Origin of the sequence: Euzebyella saccharophila, assembly GCF_014855495.1 — a bacterium.
Classification (GTDB): domain Bacteria; phylum Bacteroidota; class Bacteroidia; order Flavobacteriales; family Flavobacteriaceae; genus Euzebyella; species Euzebyella saccharophila.
Genome location: NZ_JACYFJ010000001.1, coordinates 324,475 through 349,566 on the forward strand (window position 1 = coordinate 324,475; position 25,092 = coordinate 349,566).

The window sequence follows — 25,092 nt, forward strand, 5'->3', positions numbered from 1 at the left end:
GATTATTAGTTCTTTATAATTTTATATTCTTTTAATCCTACAGTACCCTTTAACAAAAGTTGAAGTATATAGACCCCTTTTGCCATGGAGCGCATATCTATGACATGTTCTACTCGATCATCCTCCACAGACTTCATAAAAACACGTTGTGAATTAACCGAAAACACTTGCATGGCTAGAACCTCACTCTCTCCAGAAAAAATGGTAAGCTCGTCCATAACAGGGTTTGGGTAGACAACAATCTCAACTTCCTCCTCATTACCTACTCCCAACGGTATGACCAGAATTCCCTTTTTACCCCAAAAGCCTTGATGAACGGAATAATCGTCTTTTATAAAACCCACCACACTTTCACCAATCGTAAAATTGAGATTGTGGCCCGAAGAAACCATTAAAGTCCCGCCACTTCCAATCACGCTTCTATCAATAGTCTGGGCAGATGCACTTAGAGCCAATAATAGTACGGGTATGGTAAAATTTACTTTCATAAGGTTCTTACTTTTAAATTGATGTTTAACGGGATAAAAGGTTAACACACAAAGACAATTATTTGCGGCCTAGCCTAATTTTTATCTTCTCTTCTTATAAACAAAGACCTCAATAGAATCAAAACTAATTTCCATGGCTTTGGAAAAATCCCCTAAAAAACGATTAGGGGAATACCCAGCAATAAGAATACCTTCCACGGCAAACAGAATTGCGGGATGTACAGCTTGTACAAACGAAAGAAGGGACTCTGCAAAAATTAAGGTAGTATTGAAAAGCAGTGCGAGCAATAGAATCAAGGAAGTTTTCATCATCATAATTTTAAGTGTTGCTATATATTTATATGGACAGGATATTATGTCCAGAAATGTGTTTTTTGAAATAAAAAAGGGGGAGTTTTGGCGTAATTAATTTGTAAAAAATTAACCTACAGACAGTTGAAGTTACTTAATGAAGAGAAAAATAGAAGCGATTTTGTATGTATGGTAACAGCTTATGTAAGAATGGATTCTATATTCTTATTGTTTGAAAAATTGACCGTAAAAGAAAAAAGTCTCCCAAAAACGGAAGACTTTTGTAATTTTTGCGCTGTAATTTGTCCGTTACAGTCCCTTAAACCACTCATTAAATTTACTTCCCAAGAAAGGAGCTGGTTTGGTCCTTCCGTTAAGAGCATTCATAAGGGCCATAATCCACATATAGAGTAGTACAAAAATACCCAGCAAGTTAATGATCCAACCTAAAATGGGAATAAGGCCAATAATTCCCAGTCCAAAACCTGTTACGCAAAGACCTAAGGATTGGCGTATGTGGTATTTTGCAAAGTCAAGTTGCTTTTCATTGTTCATCACAAAAGCTATAACCAAACCAATAATGGTTATGTAGCTTATAATGGCTATTCTTTTTGCTTCCTCGTTCACCAAATCCGAAGTATTTTCGGCCCCTGCCGCTGTGTTTGTAGTTTCCATAAAAAAGATTTTAATTTATTATTTTGTCATTTTTACCAAATCATTCAATTCTAGGTCTTCCACTGCTTCCCAGGCTTCAGCAGGGTTCATTTCGTTTCCCGTAAAAGTTACAAGAAAACGCTCTGAGTGTGCAAACATTAGGTGGGTACGATTGGTCTTTTTATAGTAGGTTTGTTGTGCCTTTGTACCTTCTACCTCCACGGTCTTTTTGTGTTTTTCCTCATTTTCCTCTTCCATTTCCAGATTACCCAACATGCCGTATCCTGCAGCCATCATACTACCCGTAGGCCCAGCCCCGTCAATCACCTGTATCTTCACAAATGTATCGCCATTCTCTTCCTTAAAAGTTCCTTCTACGGAATTCACCTGGTACATTCCCGCTTGACCAATTTTAAATCCGGTACGGTGCATATTGCCCAATTTTGTAGGCAACCAAGATTTTAATTGTTCGTTGGTTAGCGGAACGGCTTCTTTTAACTTTTCAATTCTACCTTCCACCTTTTTAGCTTCCTTAACAATGGAGGAAGTATTTGCCACAGTACTTTTTGCCTGCTTTAGTTTTTCTTTGACCTCGCCAACACACGAAATACTAATCACTGCCAAAATCAAATACATAAGTCCTTTTATAAATTTCATTTTCATTAGTTTACTGGGTGTTACATTCTTCGGCATCTACATCGGCCTTTGCCTCTTTTACCGCATCATCAAACTCTTTTCGGTTAGCTGTAGGTACACAATCATAAACATCGTTAAGGGCATCCAGATAATCTTTGGCCGCTGCCTTATACTTATTGCAGTTAGCAGTGGTGGGGTTGTTTGAATATTCTTGAGTAGCAGTGGACCAAGCTTCAAGCTCATCGGCATATTGCGCAGACCAATTACCTCCAAAACAGGCGCCATCGGGATTTAAAGGGTTCGATTTATCGCAGGAGCCCAGGGAAACGGCTAAAAGTGAGACATATATTACAATTTTCGATTTCATAATCTTATGGTTTTAAAGGTTATACACTCTTTAATACCATATTTGACAAAAGGTAAACATCATGGACCCATTTTTTTTTACTTTTAAGATGTTTACCTCTATAAATTATATGGTACCAATGACTGACGAGCAGCTAATTGCCGATATGAAAAACCGAAACAGGAATGCCCTAAAAGTGGTATATAAAGACTACAGGGAAGAGTTTTTTAGGTTTGCCCATAGGTATGACACCCAGCAAAGCTATCTGGAAGATATTTTTCAAGATGCTATATTGGCGCTTTATGAAAATGCTCAAAACGGAAAGTTAGATACCCTAAAAAGTTCTGTAAAGACGTATCTGTTTAGTATTGGCAAGTTTATGCTCTTTAAAACGTTTAGGGATACTAAAGAGTTTACCACGGATGAGGATTTTGTTTTTGACCAGCGAGAGGAAATTGTCTTTAATGAAATAATGGAAGATCAAGAACCAACCGAGAAACAATTAAAGTTGGTTGCCAATTTTAAAAAACTCGGCGAAAAATGCCGTCAAATTTTGGAATTGTTTTATCTACGGGGTTTGAAAATAGAGGAAATTATGACCGTGCAGGGATATGAAAACAAAAACGTGGTAAAAAGTCAAAAATCTAGATGTCTCAAATCTTTAAAAGACTTAATACAGCAGTAAAATGGACAAGGAAGAATTGATAAACGGCTATTTTGAAAATTCCCTCACTTCCGAACAAACACAGGAACTTGAGCGTCTTTACCGTACAGATTTGGATTTTGCACAGCAGTTGGACTACGAAAAGGAGTTAAGTAAAGCCCTTAAATCCAACGAACGAAATGAAATACGGAACATGTTCAATGAACTTAAACCAAGTAAAGAGGCAAATGGGAAAAAGAAATCCTTGGTTGTACAGCTAAGGCCTTGGATGATGGCCGCTTCCATTGCGCTATTGGTTGGTGTTAGCTCTTGGCTATTATTCTTCAACACGCCAAACCAAAGTCCGGAAGAGCTTTATAAAATCCATTTTGCCCCGTACGAAAATGTGGTACACCCTATTGAACGAGGTGTTGAAATTGAAGATTTAAAAACTAGGGCCTTTTCGGCTTATGAAAATGAAGAATTTGAGAAAGCCCTTGCCCTATTCAAAGAACTTAATACTAAAAGTACTGATAGCTATCTTCAATTTTATGAGGCCATCGTACTTATGCAACTTGAAAAACATGATGAGGCCATACCCTTACTGGAAAATTATATAGCTGCCGATGGAGAGCTTAAAGAAAGGGCCCAGTGGTATCTTTCGTTAAGTTACCTCAAAACGAAACAGTTTGAGAAAAGTAAATCTTTATTTGGGGAAATAGCCGATCAAAATGGATTTAAATCCAAGGAAGCTTCAAACCTATTAAAAGAACTAAACTGATTTTTAACCTCCCCTTCTTTTCTTCTTGACCAAAAACCAAATCGAAAAAAAGCTTACCAAAACTACTATCAAGGTTACATACCAAAAGCTGCTATCAGTGGAAACAGGAGCGTTATTGCCCGAAACGGCATATGCCGCCCAATAGTAAGGATGTTTAAGTAAACTATCGTCCGTATTTTGTAAATAGGCAAGTTTGGCTTTACGCAACGCTTCACTTTTTGTTGCTCCCTCACTAAGAAATTTGTAGAAGGAATCCATGAGTTGTACACTGCTCTTATCGTTAATTTTCCATTGGGTATGGACCAAAGCTTTGGCTCCGGCATAATGAAATCCTTTTGAGAGACTCAACATTCCTTGCCCCTTTTTTAAGCTTCCAATACCGGTTTGACATGCACTCAATGTTACCAATTCAGCTTTGAGGTTTGTTTCGTACAAATCCCTGATGTATAAAACATTGTTTTCACTTTTATTGTTCTCGCTAAATGCCAAATACGAATAATCCGGATATGCGTCATTTGCAGAAGCATGGGTTGCTAGGTGCACCATTTTATAATTGGCCACACTTTCTCTAAAATTGGTAAGAGTAGCATTATCGGCCATAAGGGAATCTAATGGAAAATGAGCATTAATAGCCCTAATTTCATCATCGTTGTAAAGCAATTTCCCAAACTGCCTTTCTTCTTCTTCAGCTGGAGTATTAAAAGATGGAGCAATAGCCAAAAGCTTATTTTCATCTGCAGACGGACGGTTTTTTAATTCTGCCCAGGTGGTGATGGAATTGGCGTAGACAATGTTCTTGGTTTCCAAAAGATATTGGCCATCCCTAATCAATAAATCAAAGGGTAGATAATGAAGTATATCATCTCGAACAATAGTCAAATTAGTCGTTTCCAATGAATTTAAAACATCGGAAAGCAACGGTTCGTACAGCAAGGTCGCCAATTGTTCAATTTCCTTTTGTTCTTGCCCCAGGCCAGGCTGAGAAATCAATCTATAGAGCTGACTAACTTTTTCCCTTTCACTACTTGAAAACGGAATCTTTAAAAATTGTGTTTCCGCAGAAGAGAAAACCAGTACAAACAATCCGTCTTTCACGACCGTATAGGAAATAATCCCCTGGTCCACTTTTTGAATCTCTTTTTTTAGATCGGTCAATAGAATTGGCTCGGCACCATATTTAAGCGAATGGTATTTGGGGTAAGCGAACTTAAGGGAATCTAAAAACGAGTAATACCGTTCTTTCGCGTTAAAAAGTTGGTTGGAAAACTTTTGAGAAGTGCCCGATTCAAATTGATTTTTCTCAAGTTGAGAGATTTGCACTCTCAATTGAGATTCCTTTTCAAGAATCTCTTTAGGCACTCCGCCAAACTTGGTAGCATGCGCATTTCTTAAGGCCTCTAAAAGAATAAAATCTTTGTTGGTTTCGGTTATATCTAAGGCCAACTGTAAAATCTTGCCCGATGCAGCTTTTTGATAGGCCAGAAAAGTGGTAGCTAACATTCTTTCGAAAATGGGATATGCCTTATCCGTTAGAAATTGTTTATCCGCTTTACTCTCAAATTCCATTTTTAGTAGCTGAAAGGTTTCGAGTAAGTTTTGATTGGTCTGCAAAAGGGATTGCAAATAATCAGGCTTATTGGATTTTTTAAATAGACCTTCTAAAGCCCTAAGTTTTATTTCTAATAAATCCAAAAATTGCAATTTGGAAAACACCTTGTTTGGATCGGGATTTATATGGTAAGAATCAGACGTAACCTCCAACCCAGAATTGTCAAAAGCGAATCCAAGCATTTCCAAGGCTTTTAAAAATTCTCCTTTTTCCAAGGATAATTGCGCCAATTTACCGTAGCTAGCAGCAATATCTTTATGGGGTTTATTTTCTCGATATGCCTTATAGGCCTTTAAAGACTTATGATAATACCTTTCCGCATAATCAAAATCTTTCATGCCTAAATAGGCATCTCCAAGAACAGCGAACATTTCTTTTTGGAAGGTATTTTCGGCCTTAAAATCGGCCAAGCCTTCATTTAATGTAGAAATAGTCTCCTTATAATTCTTTTGTTCCAGAAAATTTTCCGCTAAAAGAATGAGGGAAGACAAATAATTGTTCTTGTGGCGAGGATTGTTCACTTTTTCCTGATAAAAGTCTACCGCTTCAACCAATAAAGAATTGGCAGCTGCCAACCTACCTTTAGCTTCATAGGTCTGTGACAATAGCTTTTTAGTATTGAAGGAAACGGATTGCCACTCGGGTATACTATCTTGATAGGTGGCTACCCATGCCAAATCTTTCTGAAAATAAAACTCGGCCTCCTCATACTTGGCCATATGATGATGGGTGAGTCCTAAGTAGCTGAAAATTGCGGACATCATATCAATTTCAACGGTGGTCAAGCTTTCTACAGGTAAGTCCTTTAATAAACTATAATATTCATAGAAGTAACTTTCCGCATTGGAATAGTCCTTAAGTTTATAATGATACGCACCCTTTTCAAACAACAAATTCTGTTTGAAATAGGAACCCATGTAAACCGTATCCAACTGCGGAGTAGTATTAATTAGGTGCTCTGCCTTACCAATATTTTTACCATAGGAAGGCAAATCATAAAAATTACTATTGGCGTTCAAAAGATAGCTCAAGACCAGTACCTGGGTCTCGATGTCCTTTACCTCTCCGGCATGATTCAAAGCTTTCTCGTAGTAAAAATAGGCGCTGTCCTTATCTTTATAATGATATTGAAGCCCTTTATCAAAGGCCGCTTGCATATCATCGGCCTGCGGCCACATCTTGCAACCACAAAAAAACAATAGTATGTACAGCCTAATTTTTAACATGCAAAAAAGTCCTGAGGGAATTACCCATCAGGACTTTAATTTATTTAAATAAATCTAATTATTTGGCATAAACAGGAATATCTAAAAATAGGCCTTCATCTACTACCTTACTTTGAGGTTTTATTTTAAGCGTTCCTTCTCCGTTAAGTTCTGATTTAATATACATAAGAATAGAACCATCTTTAGATTTTGTTAGGCTACTCCCCCTACCTACTAATTGATTTTTTGCATTATAAATTTCTACCTGAATATGCTCAAGACCTCTTGCCAATTCAATACTCGGATATTCTTTTAAATTGATTTTTGGAATACCACAATTAGCCTGTGGATCATTAAAACAACCCCTGGGTGGCCTAGGGGGATACGGCGCCTTAGGTCTTACAATCATGGTCAAACTTTCTTTGTAGATTTCAATATCCGCTTCCTTTTGCTGAGCCGCCTCTAATTGAGGAAGTAAATGTCTCTTACCGGCACGTATGGCCTCTTTTAGTTTACTTATAGTTCTTCTCGTTTTTAACTGCTCTGCAATTACTGCGTGTTTCACTAGCTCAAGACCATTTAAAGATGTACTTTCTTGCTCCAATCTAAACGAAAAGTTGGTGGCCTCCGTTTGAATCTCTTCTTCGGGCAAATCAGTATGGGAACACGCCCAAGTCATGATTAAAAAACTACATATGGCAATTAAATTCATTGTTTTCATTTTTTAGCTTTAAAAGGTTTAGTTATTTATTATTGTAAAATCTTCTTTTCTATGTTAGCAGGCAAATAGAAATGTATCAAATGGGTATTCTACTGTATAATTGGAGAATCCTATATTTATTTACCTTTCTTCTATACACGTTTGCTCTAGAGCTATTTGATTGGCTTTTTCTGTAGGATATCCTATTTTCCCTAGGCAGGGGGAATTTATATTTTATCCTATAGATAAAATTAAAGTTCTGCCTAATAGGAATATTTTATTGCTTTTCGGCAATTATCGGCCCCTCTTCTGGGTTGATAGCATTTTCTTCCTCTTCTGGACAATCTTGGTATAAAACACAATTGGCAAAAACTTCTTCTTCACCAGTGCAGGAATAAAAGCTAATACATAAAACAATTAGTGCCAAAAATCTACTTAGTCCTTTTGCTTTCATGATTTCTAATTTTTAAAGGTTTGTATTCTTTTTTTATGATCAATTTTAAAACTGACTACACCTATTAGTGCAAAAAGAACAATCATGGTAAACATGAACATCAAATTTTTTATAGGTTCTAAATGAAAAATAAGGCGTTACAAATGGAGTAAAACAATCTTCCGGGAAGCGTTTAAAGCTTTTCAATATGCTCTTTCAGGTAATTTGGACTATGAATCGGACAAAATTTGACTGTCCAAGTAGTAAACTCTTTTTTTGAGATTTTCAATTAAAAAGTGAGGCATAAAAACAGTCTTGTATATAAAACAAGACCAAAGGGGCGTAAAGCAAAAAAAAGCCGGAAGTAAATCTTCCGGCCTTTCCCACATTTAAAACTGAAAATATGATACTGTCAAACCGTACGGCCCCTGATATATCAAAATCGATTTTACCAAAAGGATGCTGATTTAGGTAGTTCCCCCGAAACCTATATATCGAGCATGATCACCGGTATGGTGCCCTCAAGGTTACATCAGAACAAAAAAGTGCAATAGGTTGCTACTTTATTTTGAGCCGTACCTTTTTTGGATTGACAGTTTCATAAAATTTTTGACGATTTCCCCCATGGGAAGGTTCACCGTATTTATTTTTATATTCTATATAAATTAGCATTCAGCTAAAGTATTTCAAAAACTCTACTGATCGGGGGGCCGTAAAAATAAATATTTTCTTGAAACCGACCATCTTTACAAAAGATATTAATGGCCCTAAAATCAACATTCACATAATATTAACCCAATCTATTTAAAGATTTGATTATTCTTTTTATTCAATGGAAGAAGCCTCCTTAAGGGTAGCAATAAAATTACCGGTTACCTTTAAATTGCCTTCTTGAAAATTTTCTAAACTTAAATTAATGATACCATGCAGTACTTTTTCATTTGCATGGGTAATATTAATTGTTCCTGATTTTGTGTAATAAGGCTGCTCACCTAAAATGGAAACATCAGCATAGCCAAAAGCTCCATTATTATCAGGTATGAATCCCAACGTTTTGGAGTCAATCTTGTAATAACCAATAGGTCCCTGATTTGTGCGGTCCTCCTTTTTCAATGTAAGTCCCATTTTATAACCTTTATGGTCCAATACATCCTCAAAAACTATTTCTATTGAATGAAAACCTTTACTGGAACTAGCCTCCCTATAAAAGAAATTAGCTTTGCCCTCCATTTGGTCTAGTTGAACTTGGTTTGTCTTGAAAACAAAACCTCCATTTTCCAAACTTGAAAATAGGGCAGCATCCCTTCCTTCCATACTGGCGCCTGTAATAAAAATCATAGGTAAAAACACCCATAGGCACATCTTTGCTGTTTTCATTACTGTTTCCATATTTCTTAAGGTTACTTTTGAGCCAATTCCATTGAATCGGATTGAGATTTATCAAATGACATCTTCTCTATTTCGCTATCCATACTTATAAACTCCTCAACCTCCATTTTTGGTTCTTTGTCGTTAGTAACAATTGCCAAGACTAGCGTAAGAACTAAAAGACCAAACATTATCAGACACTTTTTCATTACTCGTAGTTTTGTTCATATTCCGTTATCAAACATATCTTGAATGGGAGAACAGGTGCAGTCAATTTGTGAAATCTAATGTAGTGGAGAATAAGGGTGACACCTATTACGGATGTATAACTGGGCACTTTTTGTGTGTAATCTGCAATAAAAAATGGTTCACGAAATGCAAAATGGTCTCTATTACAAAATATTGTAGGTTTTTTCTTTATATTTAATACGAATAAGATTGCTTTTTTCGATTTTAATTCATTTTTTACCATTTATACGGTTATTACGTCCATTGGCACATCTTTTCAAAATGTATTGGTTACATACAACTAAATTTGATTAATTTACACTTAAAGCTTATGGTTATGTTAGACGCTGTCATTGTAGATGATGAAATAAAGGCCTTGCAAAGCCTTTCTTGGGAATTGACAAATTTTAGTGATGAAATAAATGTAAACGCCTCTTTCACGGACCCGTTTGAAGCATTGACCTATTTGGAAAAGAACACTCCAGATTGTCTTTTTCTGGATATTGAAATGCCCACCATGGACGGTTTTCAATTTATACAAAAACTGACCAATAAAAATTTCCCGGTGGTCATTACAACAGCGTACAACCAATACGCTATTAAAGCGCTAAAGAACGAGGCAATTGATTATCTTTTAAAACCCATAGACTCAGATGATTTAAAGGATACTATTATTAAAATAAGAAAGTTTAATTCTAAAAACTATACTGCAGAACGTTTGGAAAAAATCTTGCTTAGCTTCAATGATAGCGCCAATCATAAGAAAATTACTTTCAATACGGATGGCAAGCTGGTCTTTTTAAATAGTGATGAAATCCTATATGCAGAATCTGATGGAAACTACAGCACTATTTATCTTGCGGATGGTCAAAAAATTGTTCTCACAAAAAAATTGAAGGAAGTAAATGAGCTTTTACCCAACAGTTCCTTTTTTAGAATACATAATTCATACATTATCAACCTGAACAAAATAAAAGAGTTTTTAAAGACTGACGGTTACGTTGTTTTGGAATCCAACCATAAAATACCTGTATCTAGGCAGAAAAAATCAGACTTTTTGGATATGCTCTAAAATTTAAATGCAGTCCCAAATAACATATGCTTTTAGTTCCCCACTTTCGCTTATCCCGCGCTTAGTGCGTCTTGCCATATACCTATTCTTATCGTTGATTTCCGGCCATGTTTCGGGTCAAAATATTGATGCATCGGTAAAGAGGACTATAGATAGTTTAATTTCTAAGGGAACTACCTCCATCAAGGAAATTGAAAAAGTCATAAAGCCCTTTGAGATGGACACCTTACAAATGGACTACTTTGTAAAGGCTTCCGCGTTAAAAAATTATATGCCCGGGCAAGTAGTAGGGCTTAACAAACTGGGTGTCAGGTACCGTCTTGTTTCAAAATTCAACAAATCCATTGAAAAGCACAAGCAGGCGCTGGAGTCTGCACAAATTTCCAAAAATGTAGACTTGGAAATTTACTCCCTTAATATGCTTGGTGTCATCTATGAAAGAATAGATGCGATAACTGCGGCTCTTGATTATACCTATGAGGCTTTAGACCTTGCCCAAAAGCAACCAAAACCTTCCATCAACATTCAACAGAGCATAAGTCATTCCTACCATAATATTGGGCAAATAAACCGTATTTTAGGCCAGTATGACTTGGCCACCCAACAATTTAAAAAGGCTCTAGAAATTGAAGAATCCCTAAAGAATAAGTTAGGTCTTGCCATCAATTATCAAAATATTGGTGAGTGTCAAGAAGCACAGGGCATGCTTGAAGACGCCCTCCAAACCTACGACAAGGCAATGACCTTGAACAACGAACTTCATTATCTACGGGGCAAAATAATTTGTAATAACGGAATTGCACACATATATGTGCACCAGAAGGAAACCCAAAAAGCGGTAAATCTGCTCCAAAACACTCTTTTGGATGCAAAGAAACATGGAGAACATACCTTAATTGCCGCCGTACATTTAACGTTAGGTTGGGCTCTTACTGAATTAAAAGAATTTGATAAAGCCGAAGAAAACTTGCGCTTGGGACTCGAACTTTCCAGCACGTACAATTTACAACGAACAAGAGCTGATGCCTATGATCTTCTTTCCGATTTATGGGCAAAAAAGGGGGATTACGAGAAGGCCCTTAAGTACTTTAGGACCTCCTTGGATGTAAAGTCCCAAATTAAGAACAATAACAACGTACGTTATGTTTATAGCTCCATAATTAAAAGGGACAATGAGAAGAGCTTAAACAGTATGAACCAGCAACTGCGAAAAAATAATACAAGACTGCTGGTATCTGGAATTGTGATTGCCTTACTTTCCGGTATTTTTTACATTCTCTACCGTCAATATCAACTTAAAAATGACAAAAAGTTATTGACTTTAGAGCAAAGTATGTTGCGCAGCCAAATGAATCCGCATTTCCTGTTTAACTCCCTTAATTCTATAAAACTTTATATAATTAATAACGAACAGAAAAATGCCGTTCATTACCTCAACAAATTCTCTAAACTCGTCCGAAAAATTTTAGAATCCTCCTCAATGCGGGAAATCCCCCTAGCCGAAGAATTGGAAACGGTTGAACTATATATGAACATTGAAAACATTCGTTTTTCCAATGAAATTGATTTTAACGTGCATGTGGAAGAAGATATTGAGGTTCATACCATTAGAATTCCATCCTTAATTCTGCAACCCTTCCTTGAAAATGCCTTATGGCACGGGCTCTCCTCCAAAAAGGGTGAAAAGAAAATAGAATTGCATATCTACAAAAAAACAAAAGACTACCTAGATATTTCCATTACCGATAATGGTATAGGACGGGAGGCCGCAGAGCGTATTAAACAGAACAAAGTACTAAAGCGCAAATCTGTAGGAATAGAAATTACCAAAGAGCGACTCGCCAATTTTTCTAAAGACCTATTGAATACTTTTGACGTAGAATTTGTGGACCTCTATGATGAAAACAATGAACCAAGTGGCACAAAGGTTATTCTACACATCCCTATGACGTAGATGTTGATCCGCAACCGTTTCTAACTCTTGGTACCAGGCTTCCCCAAATTTTCTGATCAAAGCCTCCTTTACAAATTTATAAATAGGAACTTTTAGCTCTTCTCCCAAAGAACAAGCCGGGTCACAAATAGACCATTTATGATAATTAACGGCCGTGAGCTGGGTATACTCACGTACTCTAACGGGGTACATGTGGCATGAAACAGGTTTTTTCCATTCAACGGCACCTTTATTATAAGCCTCTTCTATTCCACACAAGGCAGTGCCATTTTCAGAAAAAGTAACGTAAGCGCATTCACTATCATTAACAAGCGGGGTTTCCCACTCCCCGTCTTCTCCTTTTATAAAAGTTCCCTGCTCCTCAATGGCTTGCACACCTTCTTTTCTCAAAAAGGGCTTTACTTTTTCGAAGATATTATCAAGGATTCGGGTTTCCTCATCGTCCAAAGGAGCGCCGGCATTACCATCAACACAACAAGCACCTTTACAAGCGGTAAGGTTACACACAAAATCGTTCTCTATTATTTCTTCTGATACGATGGTTTTTCCCAGCTGAAACATGGCATAAATTTATGAGGACAAAGATACCTTTTAAACCACATCATTTAACAGTAATTTTCAATAGTTAACTTGCACGGGCTCTTTTAATAAATGTACTTTTGCCGAAATTTTAGCGCATGGAACTTCATTTTGATTTTCGGGAAATAGCGACCGCAACAATGGTACTTTTTGCTGTAATTGATATTTTGGGAAGTGTACCGATTATCATTGGTCTTCGCAAAAAAGTGGGGCATATTGAATCTGAGAAGGCCTCTATTGTTTCTTCCGCCATTATGGTAGCCTTTCTATTTGTTGGGGAAGAAATACTTAACCTTATAGGCATAGATGTATATTCCTTTGCCGTGGCAGGTTCTTTTATTCTCTTTTTTCTGGCTTTGGAAATGATTTTAGGTATTACGCTTTATAAGGAAGACGAGCCAGAAAGTGCGTCCATTGTACCTATTGCCTTTCCTTTAATTGCGGGCGCCGGTACTCTAACCGCCTTACTTTCCTTACGTGCAGAATACTATGTTGAAAATATAATCGTTGCCATTCTGGTCAACACCATATTTGTTTTCATTGTATTAAAATCCTCAAAAAGAATAGAAAAGGTATTGGGTAAAAATGGCCTTAACATTATTAGAAAAGTTTTTGGCGTAATTTTATTGGCCATTGCCGTTAAGTTATTTGCCGCCAATGTGAATCAGTTGTTTTAAAACAGAAACCTTTATGAACAAAACTGTAACCATTATTCTGGTACTTGTCTCCATAGCCCTTATGGCCTATAATGCCACTATGATTGACTTTGAGCAACCTCTTAAGGGAGATAGTAGCGTTGCGGTCATTGGAATTATTGCTCCACTGTGCGCCATCTTATTGATTCTTATTTACCGCACCAGTAAAAAAATACAAAAAGAGGTAGAAAAGCATTAATTGTTGCTTTCAATGGCGGAAGCTTCCTTTTGACGTACAAGAGGATTGTCCAATTCCAGAACTTCCTGAAGCATGGCATCTTCAGAACTTTTAATCTTTGCATGTACATTGGCCCCGAACAACTGCTCGGCCAAGGCTGCTTTTAGATACGTTTTTATGCTAGACTCGTATTGATAGAAATCCATTTTTAAATTTCTGGAAAGGGAGTAGTCCACAAATTTTTGAAAAAGGATATCATCGGCCTTAAAATTTTCTACAAAATCCGCTTCGGTATACTGTTCGTACCTGCTCCGGTCTTCATCCAAATGCTCAAAAATAAAATAGGACAGCCAGCCGTAACTATCCATACTTTCTACGGCTTCTTCCTCATTGGTTCCTATAGGAACGAATACATCAGGAATGATACCACCGCCCCCATAGACCACTTTACCTTTTGGAGTGGTGAATTTAAGTGAATCTGCAACCTTAATGCTATCAACGGACACCAATTCCCCACTATGATAGCGTTCCGTAAATCTTTTGTAATAATCCTCGGAACCGTTTTCATATGACTTTTGAATACTTCTACCCGTGGGGGTGTAGTATCTGGATACGGTCAATCTTACCGCAGACCCATCTCCCAGGGCCATTTCTCTTTGCACCAAGCCTTTACCAAATGATCTTCGGCCTACAATAGTTCCTATATCATTATCTTGCAAGGCCCCTGCTACAATTTCGCTTGCAGAGGCAGATCGTTCATTGATCAAGACGTAGACTGGTTTATCCTCAAAGTTCCCTCTGCTTGTAGCATAAGTCTTATCAATTTTCCCTTTCTTGTTTTTTGTAAAAAGTATCAATTTCCCATCTTCCAAAAACTCATCGGCCATTTTTTCCGCCACTCCTAAATAGCCACCTGGATTGTCCCTTAAGTCCAATGTTAGTTTCGTAGCGCCCTGTTTTCTTAGGGCACTCAAAGCTTTTTTAAATTCTTTATAGGTAGATTCCGCAAAGCGATTCACTTTTATATAACCCATTTCGTCAGTGAGCATAAAATAGGCTTCCACGCTTTTAATAGGCACTATTCCACGACGAACATTAACATTAAATGTTTTGTTCCCTTCCTTGCGAAAGACTTTTAGCTGTACCGAACTACCTTCCTCCCCTTTTAGCTTTTCAACGATGGCGTCATTTTTAAGGTTTTTGCCAAACAATGTATCGGCTCCCGCCATAAGTATACGATCACCGGCCTTTATACCTTTTATTTCACTAGGACCATCAGGAATGGTTTTAATGACCGCAATGGTATCATTATAGGCATAGAAGTTAATACCGATACCTACAAAATCGCCCTTCATATTTTCGGACACATGCTCCATTTGGTTTTTTGGAATGTAAACGGAATGCGGGTCTAACTTTTCGAGAATTTGATTGACGGTAACATCTACGATACTATCCGTATTTATTTCATCAACATATTCATAGTCAATATAATCGATCAGTCTATTAAGTTTGTCCTTCTTGGAATTGGTAGAAAAAAGTTTTTCCGGAGAATCATGAAAGTTCAGTTTACCGCCCATGAAAATACCCAGGGCAAGCGCCGCTGCGATGATGGTTGGTAAGATGTAACTATTTTTTCCTTTCATTATTCTACAGATAATTTCCTAGACCAATGCCTCAATTTCTGGCATGTGAACCAGATCTACTCCGGCTTTTCGCAAAAAAGTTAGACCAGAATCGTCCTTATATGCGGTTTGATACACCACACGTTTAATGCCAGACTGGTGAATGAGCTTACTGCATTCCCTACAAGGCGATAAGGTAATATACAGAGTAGCACCCTCACAGGACTGGGTTGAAGAAGCTACTTTACTAATGGCATTAGCCTCCGCGTGCAAAACATACCATTTGGTATACCCCCCCTCATCTTCACAATGGTTTTCAAATCCCGTGGGCGTACCATTATAACCGTCGCTAATGATCATTCGATCCTTCACAATAATTGCACCAACTTGTTTGCGCTTGCAGTAAGAAAGTTTGCCCCATTCCTTGGCCATACGCAAATACGCACGGTCATATTTTTCTTGCTTGCTGTCTTTCATTCAATTAGAAAATCACTAAGATACCCGCTTTCACAAAGCATCACAATTATTTGGGGTTAATTTTAAGTGAAAGCAAAAGAGTGTTACAAGGGAAACGTTTCTATCAACATAGGTATTGTAATAAGAAGAATTAAAGTTGACCCTATGGTGATATAAAGACGCTGATTCAACTTCAAAATATTGATAATCAAAAACGAGATACAAAGCACCACCAACACAATAATTACTTGAGAAACCTCAATACCAGCGGCAAAGCCTAAAAGCGGAACAATCTTATTATCCTGCTCTGCCATTAGCATTTTAAAATAATTGCTAAAACCAAAACCGTGTATCAATCCAAAAAATGCCGTTGCCACCATATGAAGGCCTATATTCTTTTTACCTGTGGGCATTTTGGTATAAAGTATATTGAATATGGCCGTCATTGCTATGGTTACCGGTATTAAAAATTCTATAAGTCCCACATCTACCAAAACAATTTCATAGGTGCTCAGGGCCAACGACAAACAATGGGTAATGGCAAACACTGTGGCCAGCAGTACTACGTTCTTCCAGCTTTTAAAGGTAAAGGGCAATGCCAATGCCGCTAAGAATAGAATATGATCGTAGGCGTTAAAGTCAAGCACGTGCTCCAGGCCTAATTTTAGATAGAACCAAATATCTGACATGGGTTCGTTTTATGAGTTAGGTTGATACAATGACAAGTAAAAATAAACCTTGTTTTTAACTTAGCCCTCTCTCCGCTTGAATTTCTTCATAAGCTTTTTGGACCTGTTTAAATTTTTCTTCGGCACCTTTTTTAATCGCTTCGTTCTCAGTGTTTACGCGGTCTGGATGGTATTTTTTGGCCATATTCCGGTACGCTTTTTTAACTTCATCATTGGTGGCGGACTTTTCTATTTCAAGAATTTTATAAGCGTTGTTGGCAGATTTGATGAACATTGCCTTGATGCTCTCAAAATCCTGAAGCCCCACCCTAAGGTAACCCGCAATTTCCTTGATTTTATTGATTTCTGGCGTACTAACGGATCCATCGGCTTGAGCTATCCCGAACAAAAAATGAAGTAATTGCAGCCGAACCTCATACCGTGTTCTTTGATTGAGGTACGCACAAATTCTCTCCGCAGAAATTTGGTGTTTCTTATTTATTTCATTGAATGTGCGAAAAGTGGCATTCGCCCTATCCTTTCCGTAGGTGCTTACAAAATACTGGCGCACATAGTCCATTTCGCGTTGACTCACCTTCCCGTCTGCCTTAATAACTATGGAACAAAGCGAAAGCAAATTGAGTTCAAAATCTGCCGGAGAAACATTCTGCCGTGTCATATCTTGAAAAATAGTCTGCGCATTTCTACCTCCCCCACTTAAGTTATCGATAAAACTACCTACTACAAAACCTAATATAGCCCCAGGAAAGCGATACAGAAAATACCCTAAAATGGCAGCAAACCATTTGATCATGACTTTAAAAAAATTTTGGCAAAGATATTAAAAGGTCACTGAAACAAAGGGGTAAGACAAAATACCTTTTTAAGAAGTACTTTAATCATTAAGACCTACCACTATTCTAAAAGTGGCCAACGACTTGAATCTCTCTAAATTTTGGGCAATATGCTCAATTATTTCGGCATCTGAAATTGAAGAAATATCGTCTGTCCCATAATTGTCTGATTTAAGCATTTCGCCCTGCCCCGTCAAAAACCATCTTTCATCAATCTCAGGAAATGCTCTAATGATAATTTCCATTTTTTCGGCATCAGGTTTTTGTTTCCCCTTTATATAGTTAGATACCGTTTGTTCCAAAAGACCGGTCACTTTTGAAAATTGCGAATATTGTTGAAATCCCTTAAAATCATAAATCATTCTAATGCGATCGCAAATAGAAGATTTTTTTAAAGAGTTAAAGGCTTCCGGTGTATTTTTATTGACTAACATATCGCCATTACCAGTCAACAACCAAATTGGATTTATTTGCGGATAACTGTCAAGTATTTTATTGAGAGTATCGTCTTTAAGACTTGTATTTCTTCTTAAGGCTGCCCCGATACTATTGTTACTCAAATCGCAACGTTTTTCAAATGCACTAATATTGGTTTTAAAATATTGAATTATAAGTTCAACTCGCTTAATTGGCTTCATATTGATGTAGTTCCTTAAAAATAAATAAGATAATACTATTTTCGGATTTTTTTTCTTCAACCTCAAAAGTTCAAGAACCCTAACATAAGGTAATGTTAAGTACTTCAACTAAATGCGACAAATTAGTATCTTTGTTATCTAAATAAAATTGATATTTATGTATCCTGAAGAATTGGTAAAACCCATGAGACAAGACTTGGCTTCTGCCGGGTTTGAAGAACTATATACAGCAGATGCGGTCGAAAAGGCCATTAGCAAACCAGGTACTACCTTAGTGGTGGTCAACTCCGTTTGCGGGTGTGCCGCTGCCAATGCCAGACCTGCCGCTAAATTGAGCCTTCAAAACGCAAAAAAACCGGATCATGCCGTAACTGTTTTTGCAGGTGTGGATACTGAAGCCGTGAACGCTGCTAGAAACCTTATGGTTCCTTTTCCTCCATCATCTCCAAGTATGGCCCTTTTTAAAGATGGCGAATTGGTACACATGATTGAGCGTCACCATATTGAAGGCAGACCTGCAGAGCTTATTGCAGAAAACCTGGTTGGAGCTTACGAAGAGTTCTGTTAAGCACAGATTTATAATACGAATTTCACATCAACGGACCTTCCAGAGAATGGGAGGTCCGTTTTCTTGTTCATAAATTTGAAAATCGTTCTATTTTTGCACCATGCAGAAGATTTTTGCTTATCCGCTTACCTTACTATACCAATTGTTTTTTGGTCTTACGCTGTTGGTATTTCATCCTATACAATGGGTTTGCTTCAATATTTTTGGATATAATGCCCATAAGGCAAGTGTGAGCTTTCTAAACCTGTCCCTAATGCGTTGTACCCACATACTGGGCACTACCTATACATTTAACAACCCTCACAACATCCCTACGGACAGGCCTCTAATTATTGTACCCAACCACCAAAGCATGCACGACATTCCCCCAATTATTTGGTACATGCGAAAACACCACCCTAAATTTGTGAGCAAAAAAGAGTTAGGAAAGGGCATACCCAGTGTTTCCTATAATTTAAGGCATGGTGGCTCTGTCCTTATTGACCGTAAAGACAGTAGACAATCACTTATTGAAATTGGGAGATTGGGCAGGTATATAGAAAAACACAACCGCAGTGCCGTCATTTTTCCCGAGGGTACCCGCAGCCGTACCGGCCATACCAAACCTTTTAAAGCCACCGGGCTTAAGCTACTGATGAAAAATGCCCCATCTGCTTTGGTAGTTCCTGTAACCATAGATAATTCTTGGAGAATGCTGCGTTACGGAAAATTTCCAAACGGATTGGGCAATAGAATTACTTTTACGGTCCACCCACCTATTGAAGTCAAAGATAATTTTGATTCAGTCTTGGCAGAAACCGAAAAAGCGGTAAAATCTGCCCTAACCTCTTTCCAAACATATTAATGAACGACGCCGAAATAGTAGACCAGACCATTGCCTTTGTTAAAGAAACCCTCCGTGGAGCAGAAGGAGGTCATGATTGGTTTCATATTCAAAGGGTTTTTAAGAATACCCTTTTAATTGCCAAGGAGGAAAATGTAGATGTGCTAGTGGTAAGTCTTGGCGCACTTCTTCATGATATTGCCGATGCCAAATTTCATCAAGGTGATGAAAAAATAGGTCCACAGTTAGCCTCCTCTTTTCTAAGAGAACTGGGAGTGAAGAAAAAAATAGTCAATCACGTTGTAAAGATCATAGAGAATATTTCATTCAAGAACAACCTTAAGAAAAAACGTGGTAGGCCATTTAAGTCCAACGAATTGCAGGTAGTACAAGATGCCGATAGATTAGATGCTATTGGTGCCATTGGAATAGCCCGTGCTTTCAATTATGGAGGTTTTAAGAACAGGGAACTCTACAATCCTAAAATAGCCCCCAATCTAAAAATGACAAAAGAGGAGTATAAAAAGTCAACCGCTCCCACTATCAATCATTTTTATGAAAAACTACTCCTTCTTAAGGATCAAATGAATACGGATACCGGTAAAAGATTAGCGCAGGAAAGACATGACTACATGATGGGATTTCTTGAACAGTTTTACAAGGAGTGGAATCCGCTCTCGCCCTTGGCGAATCCTGACGTTACCGACTAAATGGTGAGCCTTTTTTGATAATTTTCGTACCTTCCTAAGCTCAATCTAAACTCACTAAAAACTATGCAAAGACGAAAGTTTATCAAGAATGCGGCAGCGGCCTCCACTGCCTTTACCATTGTTCCCAGTTTTGTAATGGGAAAAAACCACGTGCCACCAAGTGATACCCTGTATATGGGAGCCTTTGGAGTTGGTGGCAGGGGCTCCGGTGTAATGAACGGTTTAAATGAAACCGGCAAAGTTAAATTTGTTACCCTTTGTGATGTGGATGATCGCCGTGCAGCAGACTCCTATAAAAAATATCCTAAGGCGAAACGATATAAGAATTTCAGAGAGGTTTATGACAAACACATTGGCGAAATAGATGCTATCATGGTCGCAACCCCCGATCATATGCATGCCTCTATTGCGCTACCTTTTATGCGTGCCAAAAAGCATGCTTATGTAGAAAAGCCGTTGACCCATAATATTAATGAGGCCCGTTTAATGACCCAAGTGGCCAAAGAGAACGGTATTGTCACCCAAATGGGAAACCAAGGAGCTTCAAGTGATGGCAGCCGTGAAGCCAAGGAGTGGATACAATCCGGGATCATTGGCAAAGTATACAAAGTAGACTGCTGGACCAACAGGCCCGTTTGGCCACAGGGTGTACCGGTACCAACGGAAAAGCAACGAGTACCTAAAGGACTGGATTGGGACTTGTGGTTGGGTGTTGCCGAAATGCGAGATTATAATGATGCGTATCTCCCTTTTAAATGGCGTGGTTTCTGGGATTTTGGAACAGGCGCCTTAGGAGATATGGGCTGCCACATCATGGAAACCCCTTTTGGCGTGCTTGATTTGGGATACCCCACTGAAGCTGAAGCAAGTTGTACCACAAACTGGGTAGGGGATTTTGTAGAAGCCGATTACAGCGAGTCATGTCCCGCTTCTTCTATTGTTCGACTAAAATTCAATACCGAGGAACACGGGGATATAGCCCTGAATTGGTATGATGGCGGACTCATGCCTGATTTACCAGACGAACTTGCCGATGGAGAAACCATAGGTGACAGCGGTGGAGGTTCTGTTTTTTATGGAACGAAAGGTATTTTGGTGGCTGACACCTATTCTAGAAATGCCCGACTTTTACCTAGTAAAAACATGGAATTATTCAATGCTCCGGCTCCTTACCTAAAAAGAATAGATGGAGATGTTGGCGGCCACCAAGCCAACTTCGTGGAAGGATGCTTGAACGGTGTTGAGACATCATCAGCCTTTGATCGTTCCGGACCTCTTACCGAAGCGGTTCTAATGGGTAATTTGGCCATTAAGGCTTTTCAATATAAAAAATTGAAACCCGGAAAGAAATTGGGTGATTGGGATCCTTTTGAATATCCAGGAAGAAGGAAAATCCTTTGGGACGGTGAAAACATGAAGGTTACCAACTGGGATTTGGCCAATGAATGGGTCAAAGGCAGCTACCGCAAGGGGTGGGAGCTTTCATAAAACAATATACTTCTAAAATTAACCAAGGCGGTACGAAAACAGATCAAGTTTTCTACCGCCTTTAGTTTTCACCAACACTAACTAACTTTTAAAATGAATAGCCCGCAGATATCTGTACCACATTATTGTTGCTACTTCCGGAAAAATCCTCTCCATTGATATTTGCTATTCCTTTGTTGTATCGTAAACTGAAGAAGATATTATTTGCCAGTTGATAGGAAGCTCCTATGCCAAAACCAATATCCAGACTTTTAAACTGATCATCATCGGCATTGGTAGACACCAAAAACCCTACTACTGGGCCTGCTTCTGCACTCAGGCCCTGTAAAATATGATACTTACCTAAAATAGGTAGGTTTACATAGTCCAGCTTTAGATTTTCGCCGTTACTTCCATAGTCCCAATTGCTCCCTTGGGATGAATACAACAATTCCGGTTGTACAGAAATTTTATCTGTGATGGGTACTTCTGCAACACCTCCCAAATGAAAAGCTACCCTAGAACCCAAACTTCCAAGCCCCACATAGTAGTCGCCTCCAAGATTAGAAATATTGACCCCGGCCTTGACCCCAAAACCAAAGTCCTGGGCGCTTAAATGAATAGATCCAAGGATTAAAAAGCAAACGAATAATAGATTTTTCATGTGTAAATTAAATTTGATTGTTTCCTATTGGTGCCAAAAGCAACAAAGAGGTTAACACCCACATGAAAAATATTCTTAAAACAATTTTAATTGTCCCTCTTTAAAGGTTTCGTGCATACTTGTGTTCAACTTGGGAAAGGCTTTCCCTTGAAAGTAGGTCTGTTTGGCCAATTTGACCAAATCATGGATTTGAGTAGCAATTTTTCCTTCCCCCCTACTTCGTATTCCAAATCTGCTATCATTAAGGGTACCACCATGGCATTCCTGAATTTGATGTAGTACTTTGTCCGCACGGTCTGGCAACGTTTTTCGTATCCAATCTTCAAAAATTTGCCCAATGGCACCATTCAATCTAACTACGGTAAAACCAAAAGACAGTGCGCCATTCTCGGCAAATGCTTTCGCCAGCGCCAAAATTTCGTGACTATTTATTCCCGGAATTATGGGGGCCAACATAGCGTTTACAGGAATTTGGTTCTTAGATAGAATATTGATGGTCTCTAACCGCTTTTTGATAGTTGCGGTCCTCGGTTCCAAAATTCTACGGGTATCTTCGGAAAGGGAAGTAACCGAAACATTTACACCAACCAAACGATGTTGGGCCAATTCTTTTAGAAGGTCAAGGTCTCTTACTACCAAAGCATTTTTGGTGATGATACCTACCGGATGCCGATACTTTAAAAAGACCTCTAAACATTTACGGGTGATTTCATATTTCTTTTCGGCAGGTTGGTAACAGTCCGTATTGCCCGAAAGTACAATGGTTTGGGCCTTCCATGATTTACTCTTCAACTTAGCTTCCAGCAGTTGGGGAGCGTCCTTTTTTACGAGAATAGTTCGTTCAAAATCCAATCCTGGCCCATACCCCCAAAATTCATGGGTATTACGGGCATAACAATAAATACAGCCATGTTCACAACCTTGATAGGGGTTCATGGAATATTCCATACCCACATCTGGGCTAGTAACTTTATTGATTATAGTTTTGGGAAAAATGGGAATAAATTGGGTTTTGGATTTTTGTGCTTCCTCGCCTTCAATTCTACAGAATTCCAAAAAATCATCCCTGGTTTCATAAATATTTTCCAAGAACCTATTGGGCACATTTTTTTGCGCACCACGCCCTTTGATCAAATGTTCATTTTTCAATTAAATGGATTTATTCCAAATTTATGGAATTTATCCGTTTAACAATGTAGCTTTTTACTAATTAACAGTTACCTGTATCATTTGTTTTTTAGTACCTCTCTTGGCATAGAACAACAAGGTGTCCTTATTTATTTGAATAAGTGGTCTTGATACCATGATGGGAAGCCGTACCTCTTTATCATCCACTAATTTTTTATAGCTCAAATCTCCCTCCCCGTCCACTTTAATCACAAACATGTTAGGGTTTCTGCTAAAACCTTGTTTAAAAAGAATTCTTTCCTTACTTATCTTTTGTGGGTTCTCCCCAGAATTAATAAAGAAATACATATGTTCTCCATGCCCGTAAGCCGTGTAGGAAGCATAAGACGCATCGCCTTGGGTTACCTCTGTTTTATTAATATTTCGGGCCCATTTCATATTTCCCGTGGCGTCCAGTTTTGCCAGCACTATATCATTGTAGTGATAACGATCTGTAATCTGTGTCGCGCCAGAGCTAATGTCTTCCCCCTTGGTCACAAAATATTCCTCAGCACTAAAAAGGATATTCTTTTCCGGAGTAATGTGAACACTTTTAAAAATTAAGTTTTTAATTTCAGTATCTACCTCCCGTCCAAATTTATCGATCATAAATTGCTCTGAAAACGGATTATACTTTTTGGACTGAAGTGCCAATGTTTCGCCATTCAGATTAAAATGGACCAACCCATTGTATCTATTATCCTTTCTATCTGCATAAAAACCAACTACTTTTAAATCTCCATCTACCAAAATGGGTTTTAAGGATTCCGGAAATCTTCCTGGATCGGCAAATTCTTGAATGGTGTGACCACCGGCACCTATACGAACCAATTCATATTGATATCTCCGCTCCTTTAAATCATTTCTTCTCTTTTTAAAGAAAGCCTTTCCCATTAAGTAAACTGAGCTTAAATCTTTGGACACTTCCACATTCTCAAAGGCGTAGTTCTTTTCTTCAATGGCCGCTGTAAAGTCATACTCCAGCCTTTTCTTTAAGTCCGTACCATAAAGTAGTACCTTATATTTTTCATCCCTTCCTTCACGGTAGTGCACGGTTATGGCAAAGGCATTTCTGGAATCGTTAAAATGGGTTGCTGTAGAAAATCCGTTTCCAAACTTTCTATTGTATTTGTTAACTGCCAAAGGGTTGGCAACTTCCTTTGAAGGAATGGAAAGCAGTGGACGTTCCGTAAAACGAAAATCATCTAACGGGGTTTGATGGACCACATAGCTATAGGCCTCGGCATCAAAATCATAGGCAAGTTCCAGTAGATAAAGTTGGCCATTTTTAACAAAGCCGTCTACCATATGTTCACCCGCATGCTTGTAATTGAAGTCTGAAACCAAATTGAGATCCACATCGTAAATTTCAATAAAATGGCCTTTTGGCCTCAACGGGAAACCCCCATAATAAGTGCGCACAAGTACGGTTTCTCCCTTTACGGAACTTTCGATTGAAAGAACGGTAGAGTATTTATACCTATCAGAATAATTTTCTCCCAATTGATAGTCCACCGGAATGTCTTGGGCAGACACCGTAGAAGAGGCCACCATTAAAGAAAAGGCAGCCAAACATATAATTCTTCGCATAAGTA

General features: G+C 38.2%; 29 protein-coding genes. 10 read left to right on the plus strand and 19 right to left on the minus strand.

Annotated features, from left to right (window positions below; translation table 11 throughout):
* Positions 1-5: 5 nt before the first annotated feature.
* The 5 genes from IL355_RS01260 to IL355_RS01280 all read right to left on the minus strand — a co-directional run bounded on the left by IL355_RS01260 (position 6) and on the right by IL355_RS01280 (position 2,436).
* Entirely contained in the window at positions 6-488 is a 483-nt protein-coding gene (locus IL355_RS01260; RefSeq protein ID WP_192460397.1) for a T9SS type A sorting domain-containing protein, read from the minus strand.
* Between the two features lie 81 nt (positions 489-569).
* Positions 570-803 (minus strand): hypothetical protein, encoded by a 234-nt coding sequence (locus tag IL355_RS01265; protein ID WP_192460398.1) that lies wholly within the window; start codon positions 801-803, stop codon positions 570-572.
* Positions 804-1,088: 285 nt separating this feature from the next.
* Complete coding sequence (locus IL355_RS01270; protein ID WP_192460399.1) at positions 1,089-1,454, minus strand: DUF4870 domain-containing protein; 366 nt, start codon at positions 1,452-1,454, stop codon at positions 1,089-1,091.
* 18 nt (positions 1,455-1,472) lie between these two features.
* Positions 1,473-2,090, minus strand: a complete 618-nt coding sequence (locus IL355_RS01275) for a hypothetical protein (RefSeq protein WP_192460400.1) — start codon at positions 2,088-2,090, stop codon at positions 1,473-1,475.
* A 10-nt stretch (positions 2,091-2,100) separates the two neighbouring features.
* Positions 2,101-2,436, minus strand: a complete 336-nt coding sequence (locus IL355_RS01280) for a hypothetical protein (RefSeq protein ID WP_192460401.1) — start codon at positions 2,434-2,436, stop codon at positions 2,101-2,103.
* Between the two features lie 61 nt (positions 2,437-2,497).
* On the opposite strand from IL355_RS01280, the gene IL355_RS01285 reads away from it, so the two are divergent.
* Together IL355_RS01285 and IL355_RS01290 are read left to right on the plus strand one after the other, a co-directional pair.
* Positions 2,498-3,100: an RNA polymerase sigma factor gene (locus IL355_RS01285; RefSeq protein ID WP_192460402.1), complete on the plus strand. Its 603-nt coding sequence runs from the start codon at positions 2,498-2,500 to the stop codon at positions 3,098-3,100.
* A gap of 1 nt (position 3,101) precedes the next feature.
* Positions 3,102-3,839 (plus strand): tetratricopeptide repeat protein, encoded by a 738-nt coding sequence (locus IL355_RS01290; RefSeq protein WP_192460403.1) that lies wholly within the window; start codon positions 3,102-3,104, stop codon positions 3,837-3,839.
* Between the two features lie 3 nt (positions 3,840-3,842).
* On the opposite strand, the gene IL355_RS01295 is transcribed toward IL355_RS01290, so the two are convergent.
* The 5 genes from IL355_RS01295 to IL355_RS01315 form a co-directional block, all read right to left on the minus strand.
* Positions 3,843-6,674, minus strand: coding sequence for a CHAT domain-containing protein (locus IL355_RS01295; protein ID WP_192460404.1), 2,832 nt, complete (start codon positions 6,672-6,674; stop codon positions 3,843-3,845).
* Positions 6,675-6,732: 58 nt separating this feature from the next.
* Positions 6,733-7,374 carry a hypothetical protein gene (locus IL355_RS01300; protein WP_192460405.1) on the minus strand — a complete coding sequence of 214 codons (642 nt, stop codon included), beginning with the start codon at positions 7,372-7,374 and terminating at the stop codon, positions 6,733-6,735.
* A gap of 256 nt (positions 7,375-7,630) precedes the next feature.
* Entirely contained in the window at positions 7,631-7,807 is a 177-nt protein-coding gene (locus IL355_RS01305) for a hypothetical protein (RefSeq protein ID WP_192460406.1), read from the minus strand.
* 804 nt (positions 7,808-8,611) lie between these two features.
* On the minus strand, positions 8,612-9,163 hold the full coding sequence (locus IL355_RS01310; protein ID WP_192460407.1) for a hypothetical protein: 552 nt from the start codon (positions 9,161-9,163) through the stop codon (positions 8,612-8,614).
* Positions 9,164-9,186: 23 nt separating this feature from the next.
* Positions 9,187-9,363: a hypothetical protein gene (locus IL355_RS01315; RefSeq protein WP_192460408.1), complete on the minus strand. Its 177-nt coding sequence runs from the start codon at positions 9,361-9,363 to the stop codon at positions 9,187-9,189.
* A 356-nt stretch (positions 9,364-9,719) separates the two neighbouring features.
* Here IL355_RS01315 and IL355_RS01320 point away from each other — a divergent pair, with 356 nt between their 5' ends.
* Together IL355_RS01320 and IL355_RS01325 are read left to right on the plus strand one after the other, a co-directional pair.
* Positions 9,720-10,454, plus strand: coding sequence for a LytR/AlgR family response regulator transcription factor (locus IL355_RS01320; RefSeq protein WP_192460409.1), 735 nt, complete (start codon positions 9,720-9,722; stop codon positions 10,452-10,454).
* A gap of 7 nt (positions 10,455-10,461) precedes the next feature.
* On the plus strand, positions 10,462-12,408 hold the full coding sequence (locus tag IL355_RS01325) for a tetratricopeptide repeat protein (protein WP_192460410.1): 1,947 nt from the start codon (positions 10,462-10,464) through the stop codon (positions 12,406-12,408).
* Here IL355_RS01325 and IL355_RS01330 read toward each other — a convergent pair.
* A complete protein-coding gene (locus IL355_RS01330; RefSeq protein WP_192460411.1) occupies positions 12,388-12,969 on the minus strand; it encodes a DUF3109 family protein in 582 nt (193 codons plus the stop codon). The genes IL355_RS01325 and IL355_RS01330 overlap by 21 nt on opposite strands.
* A 116-nt stretch (positions 12,970-13,085) precedes the next feature.
* Here IL355_RS01330 and IL355_RS01335 point away from each other — a divergent pair, with 116 nt between their 5' ends.
* The gene (locus IL355_RS01335; protein WP_187456346.1) at positions 13,086-13,664 is read left to right on the plus strand and encodes a MarC family protein; all 579 of its coding nucleotides are present in this window, start codon (positions 13,086-13,088) and stop codon (positions 13,662-13,664) included.
* 13 nt (positions 13,665-13,677) lie between these two features.
* Positions 13,678-13,881: a hypothetical protein gene (locus tag IL355_RS01340; protein ID WP_192460412.1), complete on the plus strand. Its 204-nt coding sequence runs from the start codon at positions 13,678-13,680 to the stop codon at positions 13,879-13,881.
* Here the strand turns inward: IL355_RS01340 and IL355_RS01345 are convergent.
* From IL355_RS01345 to IL355_RS01365, 5 genes are all read right to left on the minus strand, one after another.
* A complete protein-coding gene (locus IL355_RS01345) occupies positions 13,878-15,503 on the minus strand; it encodes a S41 family peptidase (RefSeq protein ID WP_192460413.1) in 1,626 nt (541 codons plus the stop codon). The two genes, IL355_RS01340 and IL355_RS01345, sit on opposite strands and share 4 nt — an antisense overlap.
* Before the next feature lie 18 nt (positions 15,504-15,521).
* Positions 15,522-15,959: a deoxycytidylate deaminase gene (locus IL355_RS01350; protein ID WP_192460414.1), complete on the minus strand. Its 438-nt coding sequence runs from the start codon at positions 15,957-15,959 to the stop codon at positions 15,522-15,524.
* A gap of 83 nt (positions 15,960-16,042) precedes the next feature.
* A complete protein-coding gene (locus IL355_RS01355; RefSeq protein WP_192460415.1) occupies positions 16,043-16,627 on the minus strand; it encodes a HupE/UreJ family protein in 585 nt (194 codons plus the stop codon).
* Positions 16,628-16,682: 55 nt separating this feature from the next.
* Entirely contained in the window at positions 16,683-17,420 is a 738-nt protein-coding gene (locus IL355_RS01360; protein ID WP_192460416.1) for a TerB family tellurite resistance protein, read from the minus strand.
* Positions 17,421-17,501: 81 nt separating this feature from the next.
* Positions 17,502-18,158: a helix-turn-helix domain-containing protein gene (locus tag IL355_RS01365; RefSeq protein ID WP_192460417.1), complete on the minus strand. Its 657-nt coding sequence runs from the start codon at positions 18,156-18,158 to the stop codon at positions 17,502-17,504.
* A 97-nt stretch (positions 18,159-18,255) separates the two neighbouring features.
* On the opposite strand from IL355_RS01365, the gene IL355_RS01370 reads away from it, so the two are divergent.
* The 4 genes from IL355_RS01370 (at position 18,256) to IL355_RS01385 (ending at position 21,687) form a co-directional block, all read left to right on the plus strand.
* Positions 18,256-18,666 carry a BrxA/BrxB family bacilliredoxin gene (locus tag IL355_RS01370; protein ID WP_187456353.1) on the plus strand — a complete coding sequence of 137 codons (411 nt, stop codon included), beginning with the start codon at positions 18,256-18,258 and terminating at the stop codon, positions 18,664-18,666.
* Positions 18,667-18,766: 100 nt separating this feature from the next.
* Entirely contained in the window at positions 18,767-19,510 is a 744-nt protein-coding gene (locus IL355_RS01375) for a lysophospholipid acyltransferase family protein (RefSeq protein ID WP_192460418.1), read from the plus strand.
* Entirely contained in the window at positions 19,510-20,199 is a 690-nt protein-coding gene (locus IL355_RS01380) for an HD domain-containing protein (RefSeq protein ID WP_192460419.1), read from the plus strand. Before IL355_RS01375 ends, IL355_RS01380 begins: the two co-directional genes overlap by 1 nt.
* Before the next feature lie 63 nt (positions 20,200-20,262).
* Positions 20,263-21,687: a Gfo/Idh/MocA family protein gene (locus IL355_RS01385; protein WP_192460420.1), complete on the plus strand. Its 1,425-nt coding sequence runs from the start codon at positions 20,263-20,265 to the stop codon at positions 21,685-21,687.
* 88 nt (positions 21,688-21,775) lie between these two features.
* Here IL355_RS01385 and IL355_RS01390 read toward each other — a convergent pair whose 3' ends face one another.
* The 3 genes from IL355_RS01390 to IL355_RS01400 form a co-directional block, all read right to left on the minus strand.
* Complete coding sequence (locus IL355_RS01390; RefSeq protein WP_192460421.1) at positions 21,776-22,330, minus strand: porin family protein; 555 nt, start codon at positions 22,328-22,330, stop codon at positions 21,776-21,778.
* 75 nt (positions 22,331-22,405) lie between these two features.
* Positions 22,406-23,479, minus strand: a complete 1,074-nt coding sequence (locus IL355_RS01395) for a PA0069 family radical SAM protein (RefSeq protein ID WP_192460422.1) — start codon at positions 23,477-23,479, stop codon at positions 22,406-22,408.
* Between the two features lie 57 nt (positions 23,480-23,536).
* A complete protein-coding gene (locus IL355_RS01400; RefSeq protein WP_225621080.1) occupies positions 23,537-25,087 on the minus strand; it encodes a hypothetical protein in 1,551 nt (516 codons plus the stop codon).
* Between the last annotated feature and the right edge of the window lie 5 nt (positions 25,088-25,092).